Annotated in this window: 30 protein-coding genes and 2 pseudogenes; 24 read left to right on the forward strand and 8 right to left on the reverse strand. The window is 34.6% G+C overall.

Features of this window, described 5'->3' with window-relative positions; all coding sequences use genetic code 11:
• Positions 1 to 73 precede the first annotated feature (73 nt).
• On the reverse strand, positions 74 to 1,270 hold the full coding sequence (locus AC1RNS_RS05000; RefSeq protein WP_492991229.1) for a class I SAM-dependent rRNA methyltransferase: 1,197 nt from the start codon (positions 1,268 to 1,270) through the stop codon (positions 74 to 76).
• Between the two features lie 62 nt (positions 1,271 to 1,332).
• Positions 1,333 to 2,250 carry an alpha/beta hydrolase gene (locus AC1RNS_RS05005; RefSeq protein WP_492991230.1) on the reverse strand — a complete coding sequence of 306 codons (918 nt, stop codon included), beginning with the start codon at positions 2,248 to 2,250 and terminating at the stop codon, positions 1,333 to 1,335.
• Between the two features lie 170 nt (positions 2,251 to 2,420).
• Here AC1RNS_RS05005 and AC1RNS_RS05010 point away from each other — a divergent pair, with 170 nt between their 5' ends.
• Together AC1RNS_RS05010 and AC1RNS_RS05015 are read left to right on the forward strand one after the other, a co-directional pair.
• Entirely contained in the window at positions 2,421 to 2,900 is a 480-nt protein-coding gene (locus tag AC1RNS_RS05010; RefSeq protein WP_492991231.1) for a dihydrofolate reductase, read from the forward strand.
• 231 nt (positions 2,901 to 3,131) lie between these two features.
• Positions 3,132 to 3,518 carry a hypothetical protein gene (locus tag AC1RNS_RS05015; protein WP_492991232.1) on the forward strand — a complete coding sequence of 129 codons (387 nt, stop codon included), beginning with the start codon at positions 3,132 to 3,134 and terminating at the stop codon, positions 3,516 to 3,518.
• Positions 3,519 to 3,680: 162 nt separating this feature from the next.
• On the opposite strand, the gene trhA is transcribed toward AC1RNS_RS05015, so the two are convergent.
• The gene (trhA, locus tag AC1RNS_RS05020) at positions 3,681 to 4,316 is read right to left on the reverse strand and encodes a PAQR family membrane homeostasis protein TrhA (protein WP_492991233.1); all 636 of its coding nucleotides are present in this window, start codon (positions 4,314 to 4,316) and stop codon (positions 3,681 to 3,683) included.
• A 274-nt stretch (positions 4,317 to 4,590) separates the two neighbouring features.
• On the opposite strand from trhA, the gene AC1RNS_RS05025 reads away from it, so the two are divergent.
• The 5 genes from AC1RNS_RS05025 to msrB all read left to right on the forward strand — a co-directional run bounded on the left by AC1RNS_RS05025 (position 4,591) and on the right by msrB (position 8,291).
• Positions 4,591 to 5,433, forward strand: coding sequence for a DegV family protein (locus AC1RNS_RS05025; protein ID WP_492991234.1), 843 nt, complete (start codon positions 4,591 to 4,593; stop codon positions 5,431 to 5,433).
• Positions 5,434 to 5,786: 353 nt separating this feature from the next.
• A complete protein-coding gene (locus AC1RNS_RS05030; RefSeq protein ID WP_492991235.1) occupies positions 5,787 to 6,737 on the forward strand; it encodes a GDSL-type esterase/lipase family protein in 951 nt (316 codons plus the stop codon).
• 4 nt (positions 6,738 to 6,741) lie between these two features.
• Complete coding sequence (locus tag AC1RNS_RS05035) at positions 6,742 to 7,323, forward strand: YpmS family protein (protein ID WP_286926659.1); 582 nt, start codon at positions 6,742 to 6,744, stop codon at positions 7,321 to 7,323.
• Between the two features lie 12 nt (positions 7,324 to 7,335).
• Positions 7,336 to 7,866, forward strand: coding sequence for a peptide-methionine (S)-S-oxide reductase MsrA (gene msrA, locus AC1RNS_RS05040; protein WP_492991236.1), 531 nt, complete (start codon positions 7,336 to 7,338; stop codon positions 7,864 to 7,866).
• Positions 7,863 to 8,291 (forward strand): peptide-methionine (R)-S-oxide reductase MsrB, encoded by a 429-nt coding sequence (gene msrB, locus AC1RNS_RS05045; protein WP_492991237.1) that lies wholly within the window; start codon positions 7,863 to 7,865, stop codon positions 8,289 to 8,291. Before msrA ends, msrB begins: the two co-directional genes overlap by 4 nt.
• Before the next feature lie 88 nt (positions 8,292 to 8,379).
• Here msrB and AC1RNS_RS05050 read toward each other — a convergent pair whose 3' ends face one another.
• Positions 8,380 to 10,221 (reverse strand): methyl-accepting chemotaxis protein, encoded by a 1,842-nt coding sequence (locus AC1RNS_RS05050; protein ID WP_492991238.1) that lies wholly within the window; start codon positions 10,219 to 10,221, stop codon positions 8,380 to 8,382.
• A gap of 260 nt (positions 10,222 to 10,481) precedes the next feature.
• Here AC1RNS_RS05050 and AC1RNS_RS05055 point away from each other — a divergent pair, with 260 nt between their 5' ends.
• Both AC1RNS_RS05055 and deoD read left to right on the forward strand, forming a co-directional pair.
• The gene (locus tag AC1RNS_RS05055) at positions 10,482 to 10,700 is read left to right on the forward strand and encodes a YozE family protein (RefSeq protein WP_492991239.1); all 219 of its coding nucleotides are present in this window, start codon (positions 10,482 to 10,484) and stop codon (positions 10,698 to 10,700) included.
• A gap of 111 nt (positions 10,701 to 10,811) precedes the next feature.
• Complete coding sequence (gene deoD / locus AC1RNS_RS05060; protein WP_492991240.1) at positions 10,812 to 11,519, forward strand: purine-nucleoside phosphorylase; 708 nt, start codon at positions 10,812 to 10,814, stop codon at positions 11,517 to 11,519.
• A gap of 71 nt (positions 11,520 to 11,590) precedes the next feature.
• Here the strand turns inward: deoD and AC1RNS_RS05065 are convergent, their stop codons facing one another.
• Complete coding sequence (locus tag AC1RNS_RS05065) at positions 11,591 to 11,965, reverse strand: tyrosine-type recombinase/integrase (RefSeq protein WP_492991241.1); 375 nt, start codon at positions 11,963 to 11,965, stop codon at positions 11,591 to 11,593.
• Between the two features lie 50 nt (positions 11,966 to 12,015).
• Positions 12,016 to 12,300 carry a site-specific integrase gene (locus AC1RNS_RS05070; protein ID WP_492991242.1) on the reverse strand — a complete coding sequence of 95 codons (285 nt, stop codon included), beginning with the start codon at positions 12,298 to 12,300 and terminating at the stop codon, positions 12,016 to 12,018.
• A 214-nt stretch (positions 12,301 to 12,514) separates the two neighbouring features.
• Between AC1RNS_RS05070 and AC1RNS_RS05075 the strand changes: the two genes are divergently transcribed.
• From AC1RNS_RS05075 to AC1RNS_RS05095, 5 genes and pseudogenes are all read left to right on the forward strand, one after another.
• Positions 12,515 to 12,760: a hemolysin XhlA family protein gene (locus AC1RNS_RS05075; protein WP_492991243.1), complete on the forward strand. Its 246-nt coding sequence runs from the start codon at positions 12,515 to 12,517 to the stop codon at positions 12,758 to 12,760.
• 15 nt (positions 12,761 to 12,775) lie between these two features.
• The gene (locus tag AC1RNS_RS05080) at positions 12,776 to 13,033 is read left to right on the forward strand and encodes a phage holin (protein WP_492991244.1); all 258 of its coding nucleotides are present in this window, start codon (positions 12,776 to 12,778) and stop codon (positions 13,031 to 13,033) included.
• Positions 13,033 to 13,539, forward strand: a pseudogene (locus tag AC1RNS_RS05085) (peptidoglycan recognition protein family protein); the annotation flags it as partial. The gene AC1RNS_RS05080 and the pseudogene AC1RNS_RS05085, both read left to right, overlap by 1 nt.
• Positions 13,540 to 13,576: 37 nt before the next feature.
• Entirely contained in the window at positions 13,577 to 13,762 is a 186-nt protein-coding gene (locus AC1RNS_RS05090; RefSeq protein ID WP_492991245.1) for a hypothetical protein, read from the forward strand.
• Between the two features lie 373 nt (positions 13,763 to 14,135).
• Positions 14,136 to 14,705, forward strand: a complete 570-nt coding sequence (locus AC1RNS_RS05095; RefSeq protein WP_492991246.1) for a hypothetical protein — start codon at positions 14,136 to 14,138, stop codon at positions 14,703 to 14,705.
• A 110-nt stretch (positions 14,706 to 14,815) separates the two neighbouring features.
• On the opposite strand, the gene AC1RNS_RS05100 is transcribed toward AC1RNS_RS05095, so the two are convergent.
• Both AC1RNS_RS05100 and AC1RNS_RS05105 read right to left on the reverse strand, forming a co-directional pair.
• Positions 14,816 to 15,865: an Ig-like domain-containing protein gene (locus AC1RNS_RS05100; protein ID WP_492991247.1), complete on the reverse strand. Its 1,050-nt coding sequence runs from the start codon at positions 15,863 to 15,865 to the stop codon at positions 14,816 to 14,818.
• 108 nt (positions 15,866 to 15,973) lie between these two features.
• The gene (locus AC1RNS_RS05105) at positions 15,974 to 16,105 is read right to left on the reverse strand and encodes a hypothetical protein (protein WP_492444972.1); all 132 of its coding nucleotides are present in this window, start codon (positions 16,103 to 16,105) and stop codon (positions 15,974 to 15,976) included.
• A gap of 385 nt (positions 16,106 to 16,490) precedes the next feature.
• Here AC1RNS_RS05105 and AC1RNS_RS05110 point away from each other — a divergent pair, with 385 nt between their 5' ends.
• The 10 genes and pseudogenes from AC1RNS_RS05110 to AC1RNS_RS05155 form a co-directional block, all read left to right on the forward strand.
• Positions 16,491 to 17,252 carry a hypothetical protein gene (locus AC1RNS_RS05110; protein ID WP_492991248.1) on the forward strand — a complete coding sequence of 254 codons (762 nt, stop codon included), beginning with the start codon at positions 16,491 to 16,493 and terminating at the stop codon, positions 17,250 to 17,252.
• An 826-nt stretch (positions 17,253 to 18,078) separates the two neighbouring features.
• On the forward strand, positions 18,079 to 18,948 hold the full coding sequence (locus AC1RNS_RS05115; RefSeq protein ID WP_492991249.1) for a GNAT family N-acetyltransferase: 870 nt from the start codon (positions 18,079 to 18,081) through the stop codon (positions 18,946 to 18,948).
• A gap of 339 nt (positions 18,949 to 19,287) precedes the next feature.
• The gene (locus AC1RNS_RS05120) at positions 19,288 to 19,599 is read left to right on the forward strand and encodes a DUF2834 domain-containing protein (RefSeq protein WP_427550163.1); all 312 of its coding nucleotides are present in this window, start codon (positions 19,288 to 19,290) and stop codon (positions 19,597 to 19,599) included.
• Between the two features lie 832 nt (positions 19,600 to 20,431).
• The gene (locus tag AC1RNS_RS05125; RefSeq protein WP_492991250.1) at positions 20,432 to 20,653 is read left to right on the forward strand and encodes a hypothetical protein; all 222 of its coding nucleotides are present in this window, start codon (positions 20,432 to 20,434) and stop codon (positions 20,651 to 20,653) included.
• 78 nt (positions 20,654 to 20,731) lie between these two features.
• A complete protein-coding gene (locus AC1RNS_RS05130) occupies positions 20,732 to 20,953 on the forward strand; it encodes a hypothetical protein (RefSeq protein WP_492991253.1) in 222 nt (73 codons plus the stop codon).
• Positions 20,954 to 21,053: 100 nt separating this feature from the next.
• On the forward strand, positions 21,054 to 21,197 hold the full coding sequence (locus tag AC1RNS_RS05135; protein WP_492991254.1) for a hypothetical protein: 144 nt from the start codon (positions 21,054 to 21,056) through the stop codon (positions 21,195 to 21,197).
• A 120-nt stretch (positions 21,198 to 21,317) separates the two neighbouring features.
• On the forward strand, positions 21,318 to 21,659 hold the full coding sequence (locus AC1RNS_RS05140; RefSeq protein ID WP_492991256.1) for a type II toxin-antitoxin system HicB family antitoxin: 342 nt from the start codon (positions 21,318 to 21,320) through the stop codon (positions 21,657 to 21,659).
• Positions 21,660 to 21,828: 169 nt separating this feature from the next.
• The gene (locus AC1RNS_RS05145; protein WP_492991258.1) at positions 21,829 to 22,221 is read left to right on the forward strand and encodes a hypothetical protein; all 393 of its coding nucleotides are present in this window, start codon (positions 21,829 to 21,831) and stop codon (positions 22,219 to 22,221) included.
• A gap of 157 nt (positions 22,222 to 22,378) precedes the next feature.
• Positions 22,379 to 22,537, forward strand: a complete 159-nt coding sequence (locus AC1RNS_RS05150) for a phage terminase small subunit-related protein (RefSeq protein WP_492991259.1) — start codon at positions 22,379 to 22,381, stop codon at positions 22,535 to 22,537.
• Between the two features lie 39 nt (positions 22,538 to 22,576).
• Positions 22,577 to 23,435: pseudogene (locus AC1RNS_RS05155) on the forward strand (PBSX family phage terminase large subunit); the annotation flags it as partial.
• Positions 23,436 to 23,554: the final 119 nt, after the last annotated feature.

A 23,554-nucleotide genomic window follows, 5' to 3' on the forward strand; every position in this document is an offset into this window, starting at 1 on the left:
TTACCTATAATAAATTAGAATTTTATCCTTACAAAAAGACAGAATCGTTTAAGTGACTCTGTCTCAATTAAATTTAGTCCATTTTTTTAATAAAAACAACCTTTAAGTAATTAAATTCGGGATACTCACGTGGTACACGGAAATCCTTCGGCAAGCTGTATTCTTCAACAATTTTATAGCGTGTACGAGTTTCCTTAAAGGCCTGATCAATAAAGCTTTTAAACTTTTTCATACCAAAGCTTGCGTTATTAGTTGAAGCAACGATGATACCATTTTTCTCAGTGATGGCTATCGTATCAATTAGCAATTTTGGATAGTCTTTCGCTGTAGAAAACGTTCTTTCCTTCGTCCGTGCAAAGCTAGGAGGGTCTAAAACAATAAGGTCATATTTTAATTGATGGCGCTGTGCATATTTAAAATAGTTAAAGACATCCATGACTTTAATATCCTGTGTTTCATAATCAATTTCATTGACACTAAATTGTTCAATTGTTTTGGCTAGACTGCGTTTTGCTACATCCACACTTGTCGTTTTGATTGCTCCTCCGAGTGCTGCCGCAACCGAAAATGCTCCAGTATAGGAGAATGTATTGAGCATGTTCCTATGATCTGCGTAACGTTCACGAATTGCAAGCCTTACATCTCGTTGATCGAGGAAAATACCTGTCATTGCTCCATCATTTAAATGAACAGCATAGCTCATGCCGTTTTCCAAAACAATGATTGGAAATTCACCAGACGTTCCCATAACAAAATCGTCCTGTTCTATATATTGCCCTTTAAGATCAAATCGCTTTTTCTCATAAATAGCTGAGTAACTTACCGTCTCAGCAAGTGCTTCGTATATCATATCCTTCCATAAATAGATACCCGCACTATACCAGCTCACTAGATAGTAAGAATCAAAATAGTCAATGGTGATCCCACCTATGCCATCGCCTTCACCATTAAAAATACGAAAAGCTGTTGTATTAAGATCATCGAAGAAGGCCTGACGATTTGCAAGTGCCTTTGTAAATTTTTTAATAAAAAAAGCTTTGTCTATTTTTTCGTTAGCATCAGTTGTTAGCACCCAACCAATGCCTTTATTTTGTATGCCATAATAGCCTATGCCAAGAAAACGTTGATGGCTATCCAGCAGTCTTAATAGAGAACCTTCTTTTTTAGGAAGTTGACCTGCGTCAACAGCATCCTTTGAAATAAGAGGATAGCCTTTTTTTAATTGATCAGCAAAGGGATTTTTTATTTGTAAAGTAATCGTTTGTGTCATATTGTCATCCTTTAAAAAGCATTTTGCTCTATTATCGCACTCTTTTATGGTGATAGACAAACTTATTTCATGAAACTAGCAATTTTTTCAGCTGTTTGTATTGTCGCCTCTTCAAAAAAGTTCATTTTGCTGAAATAGCTATGGATTAATCCAGTCATGTTGATATGCTCAACGGTTACACCTGCATCGACAAGTTTTTGTGCATAAGCAAGACCTTCATCATAGAGAACATCTGCTTCTGCAGCAATAATAATTGTTTTTGGCAAAACACTTACATCCTCAATCTGAAGCGGCGAAACAAGTGGATCTTTAAAGTTTTGCCCATCTGTGTAAAGTCCTGCAAACCATTGCATCCCTTGTTTGTCTAAACCATAATGTTCTCCATAAGTACTGTAGGATGCTGTTGTAAAATCTACATTCACGACAGGGTAGATAAGTGCCTGTGCTTGAATGGCTGGTCCATTTAATGTAGCAGCTAGATAGGTAACCACCGTTGCTAAGTTTCCACCTGCACTGTCACCAGCTACGTTTATTCTTGCTGCATCCCCACCAAATTGCAGGATGTTTTCGTAAATCCATACTAAGCTATCATAGGCATCGTGAAGCGGAATAGGGAATGGGTATTCTGGCGCTAGACGATAATCAACTGATACAACAATTGCTTGAGCCTTTTCTGCCAATAGCTTGCATCCCGCATCAGAAGATTCTAAATTACCAAAAACCCAACCACCCCCATGATAATAAACAATGACAGGGAGTAATTTGTCAAAAGTAGGTTTATAAATACGAACATTTATTTTAGCTCCATCTCGTACAGTTATTTTTCTATCCGTAATAGAAGCAAGCTGAGGAGCATGTGCTGACTCCCATTTTGGCACTGTTCGAATAGCACGAGCCTCTGCAGGTGTTAAATTATAATACGGAATAGAAGAGTCATTTGCTTCAATGTAGTGAATAGCCTCATTTGTTAGTTTTGTCATCATCATCCATCCTTTTTTATATTCGATGACTCTATTATAAACTATTCATATAATTTTACTAGGATTTAATACCGAAAAAGAAGATTATTTGATGAATGAGCAGAAATATACTAATTGTCACAGTAAAATTTGTTTATAATAAGATGAATGAAAGTATTTGGAGGGACAATATGATTTCTTTAATTGTGGCACATGATACTAATTATGTGATTGGTTATGAAAATGGTATGCCATGGCATTTACCAGGAGATTTACAATATTTTAAAAACAAAACGATGGGCAAACCTATGATTATGGGACGTAAAACATTTGAATCGATTGGCAGACCTTTACCTGGTCGTCGAAATATCGTGATTTCTCGTGACGAAAGCTATCATGCAGAAGGGATTGAAACAACGACAAGTTTAGAGGATGCCCTCCTCCTTGCTGGAGATGTTCCTGAAATTATGATCATAGGAGGTGAGCAAATTTTCCGCCTGTCGATGGCTATCGCTGACCGTTTGTATATTACACAAATTAATCATTCTTTTAATGGGGATACCTATTTCCCGAAATATGAACAGGATTTTGTACAAATATCTTCAGAAAAGCCAGAAACGGCACCAGAAGGTTATACATTCGAATATCAGATTTTTGAACGCAAAAAATAGAGATGGGCTGAATAGGTAAATCACTGTAAAAGTATTCCTAATGAATAGCATTAGATATTTGGGCAATAACGAGTAAACGCATTGAACAAGATTGAGCTACAAAAAATCACTATCAGAAAGGCTCAGGAATCTTGAGAATAAACCTAAGCTTTGAGAAAAAAGAAAGGAATATTTAAATAAAAATTATTATGACGATAGAAAGTATATAAATATTGGTTGTAAAGTTAGGGGATGGGTGCACTGAATGTTCAATTAGGGAGTAGTAATTATTTTAGTGTATTAAAAAAAGACGGTTTTAATCGTTTATCGGATGATTTATTTCTTAGAAACAATAAAAAGAAAGCAACATATGAAATAAAAAAAGAAAATGGTTATATACGCCATATAGTAACGAAAGAAAATGGAGAAAAAATAATTATTAGAGAAGTGAAATTATCAAAGAAGGAAGAAAAAGAAGTGTCTTCTGGCGATATAAAAGATATGATTACGCAAAAATTAGCAAATCAATTGTTAAAATCAGTTGAAGATACACAGAACCATCAGAAACTTCTTAAAACTGGTGTAGCTGGTCAAAAGGAAAAAGAACAGCAAATCTCAAAATACATCATGAATGTATAATATTGGAAAAAGAACAGAGTGATGCTATTGAATTACAATGATTTATAGTATCATACGGATGGTGCTCCGATATAAATAGATGAACAAATTTGGACAATCTAATACACATTAACGTGAAAAATCGCTCCTTTATCAAAAAAGAGCGATTTTCATGTTGAATATTTATAAGTAAAAATAAACACAAGCATACATTGATCCACAGCCAGCTAATACAAATAGATGCCAGATTGTATGATTGTAGGGAAGTGACCGCCAAGCGTAAAAAATGGCACCAATTGTATAAAAAAGCCCACCTGCTAACAGTAAAGCAAAGCCATTAAATCCTAAGTATAGGTAGATGGGCTTTATTGCAAAAATAATCAACCAGCCCATACCGATATAAAAGATTAAAGAAAGTATTTCAAAGCGATTAATAAAGAAGCATTTAAACATAACGCCTAATAGGGCAAGGGACCAAATAATACATAATAAAGTCATGCCCAAAGTTCCGCCAATCGCAATTAAAAGAAAAGGTGTATAGGTTCCTGCAATTAAAATATAAATAGAAGAATGATCAAGTATAGAGAAAAAGTACTTGTATTTTTCAGGCATACTATGAAGCAGTGTTGACATTAAAAATAAAATGATGACAGAGGCACCGAAAATACTAAATGTTGTAATTTGAAGCGCTCCACCTGTTTGTACAGCAGCTAAAATTAGAACAATTAGTGCTGGAATACTCGCGATAAATCCAATACCATGTGTAATGGCATTCCACAATTCTTCTCTCCATGTTTTATAGTCAAATGAATCCATCATTATAAACACTCCTTTCGTTCATATTTTTACTATACCCCAATAATTTTCATCCTACTATTTACATTTGTCATATTTTCAGTATCAAAAGTGTCATATAAATGTCTAAATCCATGAAGGACATTGTTAGACAAGTACTCGACAAAGCGCTATAGTAGCAAAGGTAGCGTTTTCAAAATAAATACCCTCGTATGATACCTAATGACAAATGTCATGTTTACATAATGTTTCATTAGTCTATATAATAAATTTTAATGAAGTAAAAGGATGTGTCGAAGTGGGACGAATTCATATTGTAACGGACTCAACTTGTGATTTAACAAAGGAAGAAGTAGCACAGCATGGTATACATATCGTGCCTTTAACGATTCAAATTGATGGGCAAACATATATAGATGGTGTTGATTTAGAACCACAGTCTTTTTTAGGTTTAATGAAAAATGCTAAAAATCTACCAAAAAGCTCCCAGCCTGCACCAGGGAAGTTTAAAGAATTGTATGATGAGCTAGGACAAAATGGAGATCAAATCATTTCCATTCATATGACTGGCGGTATGAGTGGGACAGTTGAATCAGCTCGTCAGGCAGCACAAATGACAGACGCAGATGTCACTGTGATTGATTCACGCTTTATTGCAATTGGACTAGCCATTCAATTACGTGAGGCAATTAAAATGCGTGATGCGGGTGCAACTGTCGAAGAAATCGTGGCACGTCTAGAAAAAGTGCGTGAAAATACCTATTTATATGTTATTGTCGACACGCTAGAAAACTTAATTAAGGGCGGGCGAATTGGTAAAGGAACAGGCTTTATTGGATCTTTACTCAATATCAAAGTAATTGCAAATTTAGAGGGCGGGGTATACAACCCTGTTTCTAAAGTAAGAAGTCATAAACAGGTTGTAAATTACTTATTTAAACAATTTCAAGCGGATACTACTGGCAAAACCGTAAAGGCAGTAGGAATCTCTCATGCTGATGGACTAAGTACGATGGGTGAACCATTAAAAGCGTTAATTGAAGGAACAGGCTTTAACGACGTAGAAATTGCCTTTACATCACCGATTATCTCTACACATACTGGTCCAGGAGCCATCGGTTTTATTTATTTTGCAGAATAATAGATGTGAGCTGCTACATAAGTATTGTAGTGGCTTTTTATTTTCATTCAGCAGAAGACTCCCATTTCTATAGGTGGTAAGATGAATGCGGTTTGGTTTTGGTTTCTTTTCAGTGGGTTTCCAAACACCTACTGAATGAAGATAAAGCCTCCGGCGGATGTCACGGATTTTCAAAGGAATGAATTGTGCAGGCACAATTCAAAATCCGGACGCAATTATGCCAAGGCGAAATTGATTTTTAGAGTGCTGGAAAAAGTAGACATTACAGTAAAAACACTTATTTTTTATGGATTAGCTAGGTATCGTCACTTTTCATTGCGGTATGAACTATTCTATAATAGAAGAAACAGCAAATGATGGAAGGTGGTCAAATGGACATTTGGCGAATATTTATTTTGTCATGTTTGACCGTCTTAGTACTAAGTGGTTGTGCTATATCAATAGATGAACCGAATCCGCAAGCAGAGCCTGAAGGTGAGCAAGCAGGGACGGAGCAAGATATGAAACAGGATGAGCAACAAACAGAAGATGAGGAGAAAACCTCTAAGAATATGTTGACGCAAATTTTTGAGCATTTTTTTGAGCCATCACCAGAGGATTTACGGAAAATTGATGATGAAAACGCAAAACAACTACATTACTTGGCACTGGGTGATTCATTAACAGATGGTGTCGGTGATGAGTATAGTCAAGACGGTTTTGTAGGTAGATTAACAGATTCATTGCTAGCTTGGCCCTCTGTTTCTGATATAGAGGTTGACAATCGAGGAAAAAGAGGAAGACGCAGTGATCAGCTATTAAAATTAGTGAAAAAAGGGCATTATGATGAAGAGTTGCAAAATGCACAGCTTATTTCATTAACTATGGGCGGAAATGATGTCATGAAGGTAGTTAGGCAGGATTTGTTTAACTTGAAAAGAGATGCTTTTGATAAAGAGTTGCTGGCGTATAAGGAACGTTATAGTAAAATTATTGCTGGCATTCGTGCGAAAAACCCAACGGTACCCTTATTGCTGATTGGTTTTTATAATCCGTTCTCTATCGTGACAAATGAGGCCAATGAATTTGATACAATCATCACGGAGTGGAATAATGTCATTAAAGACATCGCAAGTGAAGATACGAATGCTTGCTATATCTCTGTAGAGGATTTATTTGATTCAAACAAAGAGCTCGTATATCATACCGATTTCTTTCACCCAAATGCAAAAGGCTATGAGAAAATGACGGAACGAATTCTAGCAGCAATGGAGCAGTGTAAAATGGAAGAAAAAATTAACAAGGAAATAGGCTTCGAGGAGTGACAAAATGAATAAATGGAAGATCGCATTTTTCGCCTTAGCAGGCACAGTGCTGTTTGCAATCCTCCTCGTTGTGTATTTAGCAACAAAACCTGTAGACGGAGTAATTGTAGCAAAGAGTTCAGAAGGTGAAAGTGAAGTAAAAGGGAATGTCCTCGTTGTTCAAACAACAACGAAGGAGTTAGAATCGATATCAAAGAAATATTTAAAGGACGCGGCAAAAGGATCGCCTCTGCCATTGGATTTTACGATTGGTGATGATATTCAGCTAAGAAGTAAGCTGACGGTTTTTTATACAGAAATACCAATCACTATGAATTTTGATCCGATTGTTGATGACAAAGGAAACATCATTCTAAAGCAAACAGGTATGAATGTAGGACTGTTAAATATTCCACCTGAGACGACTATGAAAATTATGCGTGACTCGGTGGAATTTCCTTCTTGGATTACGGTGAATCCAAATAAGGCAGAAATTTATATTGATTTATCACGTATTAATATAGCTTCTGGTTCTCGTATTCGAGCAAAAGAGTTAAATTTACCGAAAGATAAAATCTTATTGGAAATTATTGTTCCAGGTGAATAAGGAGTGACATGGATGGCAAAGCAATATGCAACATTTGCAGGTGGTTGTTTTTGGTGTATGGTCAAGCCCTTTGACGAAACACCTGGAATTGAATCAGTTATTTCTGGCTATACGGGGGGACATGTTGTGAATCCAACGTATGAACAAGTCTGCTCTGAAACGACAGGACATGTGGAAGCAGTACAAATTACCTTTGAGGATGAGCTCTATTCCTATGAGCAATTACTTGCGACATTTTGGACATTAATTGATCCAACAGATGTTGGTGGGCAATTTTATGATCGTGGGGAGTCCTACACAACGGTAATTTATTATCATGATGAGGAGCAACGAGAATTAGCAGAACGTTCTAAAGCAGATTTAGAGGCATCTGGCAAATTTGATAAACCAATTGCAGTGAAAATCTTACCAGCAAGTACATTTTATCCAGCTGAGGATTATCATCAATATTATTATAAGAAAAATCCAATGCACTACGAGCGCTATTCGATTGGTTCGGGTCGCAAAGCGTTTCAGGAGCAACACTGGGGGCGAGAAAAATGAATAAAGAACAACGATTAAAAGAACTAACTGACATGCAATATTATGTAACACAAGAAAGTGGAACTGAGCCACCGTTCCGCAATGAATACGATCAACACTTTGAAGAGGGTATTTATGTCGATATCGTTTCAGGGAAGCCGTTATTTAGCTCCCTTGATAAATTCAATTCAGGCTGCGGCTGGCCAGCATTTTCAAAGCCAATTGAAAAAGAGGAAGTAACCGAGCATTTTGATAGTTCTCATGGAATGCGCCGAGTGGAGGTTCGTAGTAAGGACGCTGATTCACATTTAGGGCATGTCTTCCCTGATGGACCAAGGGAACTTGGAGGCTTACGTTATTGCATTAACTCAGCATCGTTACGCTTTGTACCAAAAGAGGATTTAGAAAAGGAAGGCTACACTGAATACCGTTCATTGTTTAAATAATAAAGAAAACTCCTAGCATGAAATTTTGTGCTGGGAGTTTTTTTGTCCGTCGTGTCAGTCAAAACTATCGCCTCGTTAGTTCGGGTAATTAAACCTTAAATTCACTCACTAAACTACGTAGATTATCTGCTTGTTGGGCTAGTTCTACTGCAGCAGCATTGATTTCTTGCATGGAAGCGGAGCCTTGTGTTGCTGCTGCTGCGGAAGTGACTGTATTCGCAGCGGATTGTTCAGCAAAGGCGTTAACATGGACAAAATCACTTGCTACGGCATTACTATACTCAAGGGTTAATGAAATTTTTTCTACCATTGCTGTAATAATGGAGGTAGTTTCCTGTGTATGCGATAAAATATTGGCTAATGATTGATTTGTTTCATTTGTCACTTCTACTCCGCGAATAACCGAAGTTACCCCCTCATAGTTTTGTGTAATAATAGAGGATACTTCATCCTGAATGGACGTTACGATTGCTGTAACTTCCTTCGCAGCGCTTTGAGATTGCTCGGCTAACTTGCGAACTTCATCAGCTACAACCGCAAAGCCTCGTCCATGCTCACCAGCGCGTGCAGCTTCAATTGCGGCATTTAGTGCTAGTAAATTAGTCTGTTCGGATATAGCGGTAATCGTACCAATGATTGATGTTATATCGGCTGATTTTTGTCCAAGTGCTTCCACTGTAGTTGTCGTCGTGGCCATTGTTTCTTCAATTGCCTGCATCACTAGCGAAGATTGTTCAACTGAGCGACTGCCATCATCAGCTGCTTTCTGCATAGCAAAGGATGCACGTTGAACGGCATTGGCCTGTTCATTTAAATGGTGCATAGAATGCTCAAGATCACTCATTTTTTGCTGGGCGCTGTTTATGCTGGAAATTGTATTGTCACTATCGCTTGCAATGTCAGCTGTAGCATCTGCAATATCCTGAATAGTACGAGCATTTTCATCCGCTAATGACATTAATTCCTGACTGCTGCTAGAAACATGATCAGCTAGGTCACTTACACGTTTTATGAGATTTGAAATGGACTCTATTAAAGTGTTGGTGCAAGTGGCAATCGTTGAAAATTCATCATGATTCCGTACTTTAACGCGCCTTGTCAGATCGCCGCCAGCATGCGCAATATCCAAAATAGAATTGTTAATTGCTTGTGTATTATTTTTTAATGATTTAAATAACATATAACCAAATATAATGATGGCAATAAAGCCAACTACTGAAATGATAAAGAAAGAAACAATAGAGATATTGACTTGCTGGTTCAGCTTATTTAATTTGGATTTATTTGCTTCATCCATCACTGTATTGATGGATTCGATATTTTTATCAATATGCGTTTTCATTGTTTCTCCAACTGCACCCATCATCAATTTTCGAGCCTGTTCGAGCCCAAAATCATCACGCATTGTCATAACTTTTTCAGAGTAATCGAGGTAATTTTTATAATACTGACCAATTGCCTGCATATGTCCAAGCTCAAGCTCTCGATCTGAAAACTGTTTTTGTAGTTCGCTGATTTTTTTATTAATCGAGTCTATTTTCATGTGGTATGAGGTGGAATAAGTGCCATTACCAGTAATTAAATATGTTTGTTCTAAATTTGTGAGTCTTGCAATTTCATAGGCAAGCTGATTAACCGTTAATTGTTCTTGGACATTTTTCTCAGTAAAATCATCCATCTGTCGCTGAAGATTCCGTATATCGACGTAAGACAATATACCCATTATGCCATTAATAAGAATTAGAAGAGTAAATATAATAAGCACTTTACCCCGTATTAAATGATAAAAACGTTGTCGTTTTTCCTTAATAGGAGGGAGATTATGCCTACTATCCTCTAAATCAATTGCTTTCTCTTTAGCGGAAAAGCTAGTTTTAAAGAGAGACGGGCGTTTTTTCGGAGAGTTACTGAATTTTTGTGAGTTTTTCATCGCCATCACCTTCCTATTTTCAAATAGTCGATTTCAATTTTATCTTATTTTTCTATATTTTTCTATTGTTATTTCGCAAAATTTTCATTTTTCAGATAAAAACACCTATTAAATTTCTACTACACAAGTCGAAAAGGTATGAAAAAATAGTTGAATAAACTTTAGTAGGAAAAAATACTTAATTGTTATTTTTATGACGGGAATGTGATTTTTTGATAAACTAGCGGAAGGCAGATAAGTATAAAAAGGGGAATTTCTAGATGAAAAAGAGCTTTTATTTATATGTATTAACTTTCCGCGGTGGGGATTGGTCAGATCAGAAGGTTCGATTTGCAGAGGAGATGTTTCATGAGCATAATTTTCCAAAGCAAGGCACAGATTTTGAAGAGCTTTCAACGTATATTGAATCGTTTGCGACTGACAACCTTACTACTGAAGCATTCGATGAATTGTGGGCATTATATGTTGAGCAAGGGTGACACAAGGAAGGAAATGAATTTATTTTAAGTTGCTAGACGTCTAGCATTGATAAAATAGAAGAAACACAGTATTATTTAAAGTGATAACTGACAGAAAAGAGGGATTGCAGTATGAGTGTTCATATTAATGCAAAAAAAGGCGAAATCGCTGACACAATTTTACTTCCAGGAGATCCACTTCGTGCAAAATACATCGCAGAGACGTTTTTAGAGGATGTAACTTGCTATAACGAAGTACGCAATATGTTTGGTTATACAGGAACGTATAAAGGCAAACGTATTTCTGTACAAGGAACTGGTATGGGTGTGCCATCTATTTCCATCTATGCAACAGAATTAATGCAAGAATATGATGTTCAAAAATTAATCCGCGTAGGTACTTGTGGTGCAATTCAAAAAGATGTAAAAGTACGTGATGTCATTTTAGCGCAAGCTGCAACATCTGATACACGTATGAACCAAATTATTTGGGGCGGTGCTATCGACTTCGCACCAATCGCAGACTTTGACCTACTATTAAAAGCCTATAATGCAGGTAAAGAGGCTGGACTAAACCTCCAAGTAGGAAATATCTTCACAGCAGATTTGTTCTATTCTGATGAGCATCAAAACGAAAAATTAGCCCAATACGGCGTACTAGCAGTTGAAATGGAATCTGCAGCTCTTTACACATTAGCAGCAAAATTCGGCCGTAAAGCTCTTTCTGTTCTAACAGTAAGCGACCATATCCTAACAGGTGAGGTAACGACTTCAGAAGAACGCCAAACAACATTCAATGACATGATGGTTGTTGCGTTAGAGGCAGCTATTCAAGAGTAGTTGATATAACAACGTTTTCAGCAAATATAAAATACCGTAAATAGAGCAACCGACCAAAAACCGACCATTTTTTATAAAATGGAATTAAAGTAGTCGGTTGCTTTTTCTTTATCTTTCTTAGTTAAGTGACTATAGGTATTAATCGTTTTTTGAATGTTAACATGTCCAAGTTGTTCGTGAATAATTTTAAAATTTACATTTTTACTAATCATAAAAGATGCGTAGGTGTGTCTTAGACCATGAAATATTAGTTTAGGTAAATTGTGATGTTCTACAATCTCACGCCATCTTCCAGACATACTATCTGGATGTGAAGGGAAACCATTTGTTTTTGTAAATAGTAGATTTATTGGGTTGCCCCCATTATCTTTCATCGATGTCCAAGCTTCACCGGATGCAAGTTGTAACTTCTTATGATCCTTTGAATATTGTTTTATTTCTCTCATTAACTCAATAGGGTCATTGACAGTACGTGATCTTTTTGTTTTTGTGGGACCTAAGAAAAATTTTTTACTTCTTTATCATATTGAAGTGTCGAGTCAATAAGTATGGTATTGTTTATAAAATTTATGCTTTCATGTCTTATTCCAGCAATTTCGCTCATTCGTAAGCCCACTAGTGCTGCTAGTTTAATCTGTAATGCATGTTTAGGGTACATTTCTTTCGTCTTTTTTAAGAGTGATTTCAATTGTTCCTCATCATAAAACTCAATTTCCTTATACCTTTTAGATTGAGTGGGTCTTTCTACACCAATCATCGGATTGTTTCTATAACTTGCCATTTAATGGCTGTACTAAAAATACTTTTTAAAGCCATATATTTTCCTCTAAGGTATAAAGCATATTTAAAAGTTAAACCACAAAATATTTTAGAAAACAGTGAAGTAGGAGTGTTATCCTTTAAAATACTCAAAGATAAAAATGAATAAGAATTTAGCGCTAAGCCTTCCACTGATGATTGTGGAGGGTTTTTATTTTAGTGAAAGCAGATGTCTCATGAGTGATGATTTAGTTAGAGATGTTTATGAACGTTTAGGTGCTATTGGTGAAAAATTAGATGGCATTTACCATATTCGTGATACAGCTAACCGGGCAGAAGACAAAGCTGATGAAGCTTTAGCGAGCACAAAAAGTGCACACCATCGTTTGGATAAGATAGATAAAATCGTGAGGTGGGTATCTACAACAATTATTGAAGCTGTCATTTTAGCATTATTAGCACTTATTATTAAAACAAATTAGGAGGATTGATGTAACATGAAAATTAACTGGAAAGTACGTCTAAAGCATAAGCCATTTTTGGTGGTTGCCTTTGCATTATTGCTTTTACTAGTACAACAAATTGGGGCATTAATTGGTTACGACACAACAATTTACAATGAGCGAGTAACAGAGTTATTTAACACTGTGCTCGCTTTTTTAGTGCTCATTGGGGTGGTAGTTGACCCAACGACAGAAGGTACTAATGATAGCTCTCAGGCATTAAAATATGACAAGCCAAAGGATGATGAATAATGGCTTACACATTTAAACAATACTTTTTACATTCAAAGAAGTATTCAATCAAGGCACCATACTCTATGGTGCCTCAATATATCACAGTTCACAATACAGCAAATGATGCGCCTGCAGAAAACGAAATTGAATACATGTTATCTAACAACAACGAGGTATCTTAGCATGTTGCTGTTGATGATAAAGTGGTCATTCAAGCTATCCCATTCAATCGCAACGCTTGGCATTGTGGTGACGGTGGTGGAAGTAAAGATCTTAAAGTACTTAAGAAAGGTAAACGTATTTCAATCGGAATCGAAATCTGCTACAGCAAAAGTGGTGGAGGTCGTTATACTGCTGCTGAGGAAAATGCAGTACAATACATCGCTAAGTTGTTAAAAGAGAATGGCTGGGGCATTGATCGAGTGAAAAAACATCAAGATTGGAACGGCAAATATTGTCCACATCGAATTTTGAGCGAAGAACGCTGGAATAGCTTCCTGAAACGGATTGAACAGGCTATGAAACCAGCGACAACTTTTTAACCCTAAGGAGGAAATCAAATTGCCTCAAGCATGGAATCCTGGTTCGCCAGCTATGAAAACTGAAGCAGAAAACTTTATTGCACAGGCGGTTAAAGACGGTATTATTCAGGGATCGCATTTAAAAGATTTACAGAATGGTACCATGACCACTGACAGATTAATTGGGTTGCATATTACGATACAGCAGCGAAGAAGTAATAAATAAAAGAAAGGAGCAAGAAAGCCTAACGGTCACCTTGCTCCTTTCTTCCTTGTTTTTTATCATTAGACGCCCATTTATATAGGAACATGAAGAAAAAGGTCAAGAAGGTTTTTAAAAAATTCATGCCCCATTCAAACTTATCAAACTTGAAATAATCATACGCAACAAAAGAAGCGAAGATTAAAAAGAAAAATATGATTGTTAAAATAACTTTTCTAATAGTTACATCCCTGATAATGTACGCCCCCCATATTAAAAATCAACTTTATAATAAGTATAACAGTATATTATTTTACAATAAAGGATTTATTTTACATAATTCAAGTGGTATAGTTGTTGATGTAATTATTATAAAAAAAAGGGAGTGTTTTACATTTTGAAAAAATATCTAGTATCTATTATTGTATCTGTTATGATGTTTGCATTTATAGTTAGTCCTATCGCAAATGCACAGGTAAGTCCAAACATATCTGAGGAACAACAAATTGATGAAGTTGCAGACCAATTAAAATTTATTTGGGAAGAAGCATCTATTAGAGATGAGTCAGGAAACATAATCGGTATTGATATAGAAAAAATAGAAAATAAATATGGACCTAGTACTAGTCAAGATCAAGAGGCTTTAGAAGCCATTGTTAATTTTAATTTAGCAAATGGAAGTGCTTTAGATACAGATTTGATTTACGACAACGATCAATCAGGTCTCATTACACCTTTTAATGCTGCTGTTGACGCATGTATGGGAAAAAAGGTAAAAGATTATTTTGGTGTATTTATTTTACCGTCAACTCTTACTCTGATTTTTCAGTGGATAAATGAAGGGAATTATATTTCTGCAGCAAAAAAACTATTAGAATTAGGTGTTAAAGGTAATATTTATGTAATTGCTGGTACTATGGGAGCGTTTTTAATAGAATGTAATTATGAACAAGGTGGTTGGTACTAAATCCAAAAATTTCTTATTTTTACACTCTAAATCGATATTAGAGATTATTATTATGATATAAAACAATAAGCCCAGGTACTCAATTAATTTTGAGCCTGGGCTTTTTATGTCTAATATTCTCTTACTTCAAAAGAAGCAATCTTATCGTGTACGACATATTCAGTTACCTTTTTATAAGGTGAAATTGTTTTTGAGAATTTGAAAGTAGAAGTACCTTGTGCACTATCAAACCAATTTAAGTAATTGTTTAAAACTGCATTCGTTACATCATATTCTTTTGTTATACCATTCACCAAAGTAATGCTTAGAATAGCACTGGAGAAGTCATTATTTGGTTTCTTAACAATAACCGTGCTTGTTGCTGAAATATCTGTGTTTTCTATTGTTGCTGTAATAATTGCTTGACCTTCACGAATAGCAGTTACATTCCCGTTCTGATCAACAGTAGCGATTGATTCATTACTACTTGTCCAAATTATTTTTGCTGTATCTGGAGAAACTGTAGCTGTTAATTTATCTTGGCTGTTTTCTATTAGCTCTAATGTGTTTCTGTCTAATGTAATAGATTCTATTGAAGGATTTTTTACAATATATCCGCCTTCATCTATATCAATAGCGTCTGCTACTATATGACCAGTACTTTTACTTTTAATAGTTACTTCATGTATTTTATCTTCTAGACCAAGTTTTTCATAGATTAAAGTTAGTCTTTGTTGTTTAGTGCTATAAGCAGAATAAGTTTCAACGATATCCCCATCTATTGTAACTTCTATTTGTGATGAAGAAGTCGCCCATTGTGGAGAGATAATTCTAAATTTCGTTCCTTTAAAGTTAAAGCTATAGTAAGAATCTTTAGCAGCTTGAGTTCCGTAAGTAGTATAGCTTTGAGTTTTATTGTAATCACCATAGACAGAAGCTATACTCCACCATCCAATATAATTTATATTGGGGTTGCTATCATCATATCTTTTCCATCCTTTTTCAGGTTTAAGTAACAGATCTCCAATTTTCGCACTATTTTCAGGAGTATTATTTAAATTTGTCACGCCTTCTTCATAATCAACGATATCTGCTGCAGATGCATTTTCAACACTAATACTAACTAGTACTAATAACGTTAATGCTAGAAAAATAAAACCTCTTTTAAAAAATTTAATCATTTATGTAGCCTCCTTTAAAATTGTTGAAGGTCATTACTTTAAATAACCTATAATAACAACTTTAACCATAACTATACTTATTTACCATAATAAAAAACAGACAACCTTTTAGTTATCTGTTCCACGTTCCGTATTGGACTGTTTAGCTTGTTCAATGACTTCCTCAAAGGCTGCTTTAATTTCCTCGATTGTATAACCAGCTTCCAGTAATTCTTGGGTTGTTTGTTCTAATCTGTTCATTTAATTATCCTCTTTTATGTTTTTTATCTCCAACATTAATAATATTGAAATTTGCTTGAAATATCAAAAGAGCCGTATTTGTAGGGGCGTATAGTAAGGCTGTAGAACGTTCTAAAATAAAGAATAGTAAAATCATCTTATATACACCATATAAAGAACGCCAGTACCTTTCTATAACTGGTTAAAGGAAAGAGATAACCTTTCACAATCAATAGGTAGTAGACCATATAATTTAGAGAACTGGGTAGAATGGTAGATGGGAGAAATAATGTTATGGAAAAACACTATACTTTTGTAGGGATTTTAACATCCGTTGATAGAATATTAAGTTACTGGTATATAATATTAAGAAATTATGTTTTTAAAACTGAGTAGGAGGAGAATAATGAAAAAATTATTTATTGTGTTACTAGCAGCATTTGTATTTGCGGTAGTAAATCCAACAAAATCAGAAGCAAAAGTGATGTATGATGGAGCAGAGGTTGTAAAAGGGCAAACAGGAAAAATGACCTTTAAAAAAGACATCAAGGTGTACAAGAAAAATTCGGATGGTACGTTTGATTCGTTAGTGGTTAAGCGAAATAACTTTTTTAGAACGTATGATATTGAGAAGTATGATGGAAAAACATTCTATAAAATGGGGCAATATCGGGTACAAGCAACGGATTTGGTAGTTTTCAAAGAAGTACCAATAGAAATTCGTTCATCTTTCTATAACAATCCAACATATATTATTATTAATCGTGATGGTAATTATGGTATGGGAAGTTACGGATTTTACCTCCGTAGCGGTCAATGGGATATTTCTTTCTCGGATACAAAAAGTGAACAATTAATAACTTTTGGCGATAGCGGTGATGGTAGTTCCCAACAGAATTATACGTATCCTGGTACAGACCTTAAAATCGCTGAGACAATATCGAGAGAAAGAGGTGTACGTTATGAACTAACAAGAGATGAAGAGGGGAAGGGCGTTCCATTAAAAGAATCTAAAACTGAAAGAATTATGAAAAAGGGAAGTACTGTTTTTTCAAGGTATGATCATGAAATTAATGGTTATATATATGTAACCGATGAATTAGAAGGAAGACTCGATAATGCTGTTTATCTTCCAATGAATTCACTAAAGCCAGTTGGAGATAAGTGATAGATTAAGAATTATATAAAGCCCTCTTATTTATTTGATAAAGGGGCTATTTTTTATGGTTTGTTGACATGCGAATAGGATGTTTATCGATGTCTTGTGCTTATCTGATTAAAATCAAATAGACCACTCGGGGGGGTCTTAATCTTTTGTATTTATGTTAAATTGTAATAATAGAAATGGTAACAGTTTAGTGTAATTATGACCTTTGAAAGCATTCGCTCTAAGTAAAGTGTACCCTCTGTAAAGGACATTTTAATGGAGGACAAGGTAAATAATACAAAGCCCAGGTGCTCAATTTGATATGCTCCCTATTAGGTAAACAGATTAAAAAATAAAATCTGTTTATCTAAGGGGAGTATTTTTATGGGGCAAAGTAAACATCCACTTGAGTTAAAACTACATCCTTCAATATTCGAAGAATGACACTATATTATCAGTGATTTGTGTGCAAGGTTTTCATTAAATAATCAAACTTTTTTATAGCTGGAGAATGAAATATTAGGTGGACGTGAAGGATTACAAGAAGCGACTTCATATAAATTCAAAAGAGCTAAAATTCATCATCTGTGGAGGACAAAGCACACAATAAACAGCCAGTACCTTTATAATTGGAGAGAGGAAAGAGATAACCTTCCACAAACAATAGTGCATGATGAACCATCGTTAGATATTTGGCTGGAATGGTAAATGGAAAAAATTAACCAAAAGAAGTTAGTGTAATGTGTTTTTAAACTAACGAAGGTAGGTTAGTTAGAAGCAGGTTATTTAAATAATAGAAACTTTTAAAGTATAATATGAGTTAGAGTTAAAACAAGGGGGAGAGCTAATGTATACAGACAATAGAGTTGAATTAGAATTAGAGCAATTTGATAAAAATGACATATTAGGGTTAAGAGACCTTTCTGCATCAGTTGGCTGGGATTATGATGAACAGGAAATTAATACTGTTATTACATCAGGTAAAATATATGGACATAAAAATGCTGAGGGGAAAATTGTTTCTAGCGCAGCAATAATACCTTATGATACTGATTTAGCATCAATTGGCATGGTCATTGTTAATAAAGATTATAGAGGTTTAGGCTTAGGAAAAAAGGTCACTCAGAAATGTATAGATAGTGTCTCTAAAGAGACTTCAATTATGCTAATCTCGACTGAAGAAGGAAAACCCTTGTATGAAAACTTAGGTTTTAAAACTGTAGACTATGTACATAAGCTTTTATGTGAAAGTTATATTCCTAATAAGTTAATTGTTAATAAAGAAGTAACTATAGAAAGATATAATTCAAATGATTTTAATAAAATAATAGAATTAGATTCGGCTGCCTTTGGTGATAAAAGAAGCAAATTCCTTCTAAATCGAATAAATCAATCAAAACAATGTTTAGTTGTAAGAGATAAAACGGGTAAGATTATTGGTTTTGGATTATCCATATTAGGACCTTTAAATTTAATATTAGGACCTATTGTAGCTCCAAATTTTGAAACAGCAGCATTACTAATAAAAGAGTTAGCATCTAAACATCCAGGGAATTTAAGAATTGACATGCCCTCTGGTAATAATGAGTTAATGTCATTCTTGGAGAAGTGCGGATTTGCAAAAACTAGTGAACCACCAATAATGATAAAGAATTCAATGAATATGCCATTTAGGAACCATGAATTATTTGCGATTGCTGCCCAAGTTTTTGGATAAAGATTAATAATCCTTATTGAACTAACGGAATGCTTTAGCTGAATAAACTATAAAAGACCACTCCGTGATTGAAGTGACCCCCAAAAGTTAGACACGGTTATTTCATTAGGCAGCTTGGGTAAAATGAGTTCGGTATTGCACCAGACTCGTTTTTAATTTTGGCTTAATGATCGTGATAGCCTTCCACAATCAATTGTGTACAGTGAACCATCGTTAAATAATTGGTTGGAATGGAAAAAGCTACCCATATAAATTTTATATGAGGTATTATTAAACTAAAAGAGTTTAATTAAGAAGTATAATATTTGTGAAAATCATAGAGAGGGGAATTTATTTTAAATGAGAAAAGTATACCTGTTACTTGCGATTATTGGTACAGTATTTCCGTATTATTTTTTGGTGAAATTCTTGAACGAAAACGGATTTGATTTAGGGTTATTAATAGATTTATTATTTACAAACTCGATATCAACCTTCTTCGCTGTTGACTTTTTTATTTCATGCTTTGTTTTTATAATCTTTATGTTTAATGAGTCAAGAAAGTATAACATTAAAGAAAAGTGGATATGTCTATTAACTTTGTTTACAGTTGGTTTATCATTGGCATTACCGTTATTTTTGTTTTTCAGACATCCGTACATAAAGAAATAAGTGTTGTAAACTTCAATGAAAGAACGTAAAAATCTTACATATTCTGTGGTGTCGTGTTGATTTTGGGTTACATGGATGGCAAACGAAGGCTTTAGTTGAATAAACCATAAAAGACCACTCCTGCGATGGGTGGTCTTAATTGATGAAAAATCAACCGACTTAACCGACTAAAAACCGACCAAATCATGATTTTTAAAGAATATTTATGATTATTCTTGAGGATTAATGAAAATTTGTAGACAATAAAAAACTGTTATATCAAGCTTTTGACCAGTCATGTTTTATCGTGATAACACGGATACTTCAATGACACGATGGTTGTTGCTTTAGAGGCTGCTATTCAAGAGTAGTTGATATAACAGAGTTTTCAGCATAGATTAAATACCAAAAATAAGGCAAGTGACCAAAAAGTGACCATTTTTTATAAATGGTCGCTTTTTTGGTCAGTCGCTTTTTCTCATAGTTAAGTGGCTATAGGTATTAATCGTTTCTTAAATGTTAACATGTCCAAGTTGTTCTTGAATAATTTTAAAGTTTACATAGTAGATTTATTGGGTAACGGGTTTCCATCGCTAGTGCAACTGAAAACATTGCTTATTCTAATGCTGCATTGGTTATAACAAAAGTTGCATATTTCAAACATCTATATCGAAATTGTCAGCTATAGTAAAACTTAGCTAAAACGTAGTAAATTGATATTGTGATAGTTTTCGGAGAGACTATCCCTAGGTTAGACAATTAAAGGTTCTCCTTACAGACATTGGTTGTCTCTCTTTATAATGACAATACATTCCATTTATCCTATGATATAGGTAGATGGGAGGTGTGGGTATTGGATATAGAAAAGAAATTGAAAATAAACAATATTATTAGTGTAGCATTAATTGTATTGATGACCTTTTCCTATATAAGACTTGTTTTAAGAGAAGGAATCACTCAAGTTGGTTATTTGTCAACAGGTTTATATGTATTTGCTGTTGGTATTACAATCTTCGGCTGGTTCTATCAATGGAGAACTAACCAAATAATCAAGAGTAGTCAAAGTCATGTCTAGCCTACATTATCTTGCATATTTCTAATAGTGACTATCATTCCATACGCATTATGATTGATGTTGAAGGTGGTGAAATAAATGAGTGTGAAAAATAAAGCAAAATATTCTAATATGGTTACAGTAATATCTATGTTAGTATCAACTTATTTTTTTATAAAGCTTGTCCTAAATAAAGGAATTGAACAAGTACATTATTTAACATTAACATTATATGTAGTAGCTATCGTAGTATCGATTATAAGCTTTATAGTACATTGGAAGACTAAACAGGTCATTAAGAGAAATGAAGGTCATGCCTAACTAGGTGTGGCTTATTATTATGAAAATAACCATATAAATATATCCATAAAAGCTTGTAATTTAGTCCTGCATATTGTAGTGATATTGTGGGAGGTGAAACATGGCAAAGATAGAAAAAATCATCATAGAGATAAAAAACCAACCAAAGGGAATAACCTTCACTGAAATAAAAAAAACCTTGAACACAATGGGTATAAGGAGATTAGAATTAGAGGCTTTCATCACCATTTCCAAAATGAACTAGGACTTGTAACAATCGTCAAGCTTGAATATCCAGTAGATTTTCAAGTTGTGAAGGATGCACTAAACAGAATAGGCGAATAACTCCCCCTTCTGTTTTCCCTTCTATCCTAAGCCATAACACATGAAAAATCAAAAAGACTTACATTATTATTTGTTGTTACCGTATACATTTCAAGTGCGTAAAACAGAGAATGGGTATTGGGCTAATGTTAAAGAGTTAGATGGCTGTCATACACCTGCATCAACAATTGAGGAAGCTTATAAAGACTTAGAGAAGGTCTTACAAATGACTATTGAGACAAAGTTAGAGTATGGTGATCCAATACCTGAGCCTGTTGACCATGAATACAGTGGTAAATTTAATGTGCGTGTACCTAAGACATTGCATAAGCAGCTGGCTCAAGAAGCTGAAGAAGAGGGCGTATCATTGAATCAATATATTTTTTATAAGCTATCGAAATAAGTTTTTATAGTCACATTCATTTGAGCGTGATTTTTATTATGAAACTGTATCCAAATCAATACAGATCCCAGAATGCGACAAACGTGTTGTATTTGGGATTTTTTGGAGCGAAAAATTGTTACACATTTCCCTATTTTTGGATTATCGTAAAGTGGGAGGTGAAGTAACTTTGAATAATAGAAAATTAATATTGATTTGGGAAGATATTTTTATGGAACAAGGCGGAGAAGAAATTGTGAATATCTTAAAAAATAAGTATGTAAATTATAGTATTGAAGACTTATTAAAAATAGCCTTTTTATTTTTAGAAAAAGAGAATGAAAATCATCCTTGTAGGCACAGAATTGTAATCGGAGATTATTTAGATAGGGATGAATATACCGTTGTTTATAAAAGTAATCAGATTAATTATCATGAATTACTGATAGGGTTAGTTATTTTGATGCAATTGATCAATTTTGAACAACGGCCAGAACTTATAATTAATTTAGCTTATGCTTTAAGAGAAATGGATACGGAAATTTCACATCAGTTTGCAAAAGATATAGCCGAACAAATATAGGCAATACAACTAGTATTTAAAGCACTTTTAAACAGTGCTTTTTATTTTTTTAGCAACTAGCACAAGTGGGGGTGATTACAAAACAAACAAATGATGGAGTTGGTGGTGTATGAGATATGGTTAAACCAAGAAATCCGATATATGATGAAGCGTTTCAATGTGGCTCGAAAGCAAAGGGCAAATGCTTTTAAAGGATATTACCGAACAGTTAGAGTTATCAGATTCACAGATACGTAAGTGGAAGAACCAAGATAAATGGGATGATCAATTGAAAGGTAATGTTACTAAAATGTTTGCTTATATTTCCAATAATTAACAACTGAACACTACTAAATCTATGAAAGGGGTTGAGTAAATGACGACAACATTAGAAAAAGAAGTAAACCTACATTTCGAAGATTTCCTTTTCGAAATGGGCGTTGTAAAACTCAACTATTAGTCGGTGGGTATGGTTCTTCGAGATCCTATCATGTGGCACTTAAAATACTATAAAAATTACTTGAGAAAAACGTACAGCTCTAGTCGTTCGTGAAGTTTACGATACGAATAGAGACAGTATGTTTTCTTTGTTTACAGAAATCATTGAGGACCTCGGTTTATCTGGAAAGATAAAGACAAGTTCATCACCAATGACAGTAAGGTTCCCAAATGGCTCGAAGATTGTATTCCGAGGCATGGATAAACCTGAAAAGCTAAAGTCCATTAACAATATTTCGCTGATTTGGTCAGAGGAGTGTAGCGAGATCAAATATGCAGGTATGCAGGGATTAAAGAGTTGCTTGGTCGTTTAAGGCATCCAACATTAGACCTGTTTATCATTCTCTCTACAAATCTGGTTTCCAAAGGGAATTGGGTTTCAAACATTTCTTCAAAAATCAATTGGAAGGATATTTTATCTTAGATGATGAGGATTTGTACAAGCAACGAGTAATCATAGTTAACAACACGTATTATCATCACTCAACAGCTGATGATCATTTGTTTTTGCCAGCGAGCTATATCGAGCAGCTTTGAAGAGATGACTTTATATGACCCTGATTTACACAGAATTGCACGTAAAGGAGGTTTCGGTGTGAACGGTATTCTTGTTCTACCACAATTCGAAACAAAGCCACACGACCAGGTAATAACGAGGTATGACTGATGATAAAACAGCAGATGAACTTAAGGAAGAAGGGCTCAAGAAATCAATTATCAAGGCAGATAATGCTGAGACTTTGAGATTGAAGAAATGCAAAAAGAAAAAGAACGGTTCCAAGGTGAGTAAGATGATCATGAAACCCATTACTTTACATTTCGTTACACATAGAGGGGTGTGAAATTCTGATAAAAA

Source organism: Lysinibacillus sp. GW821-FHT14F06 (genome assembly GCF_058803665.1).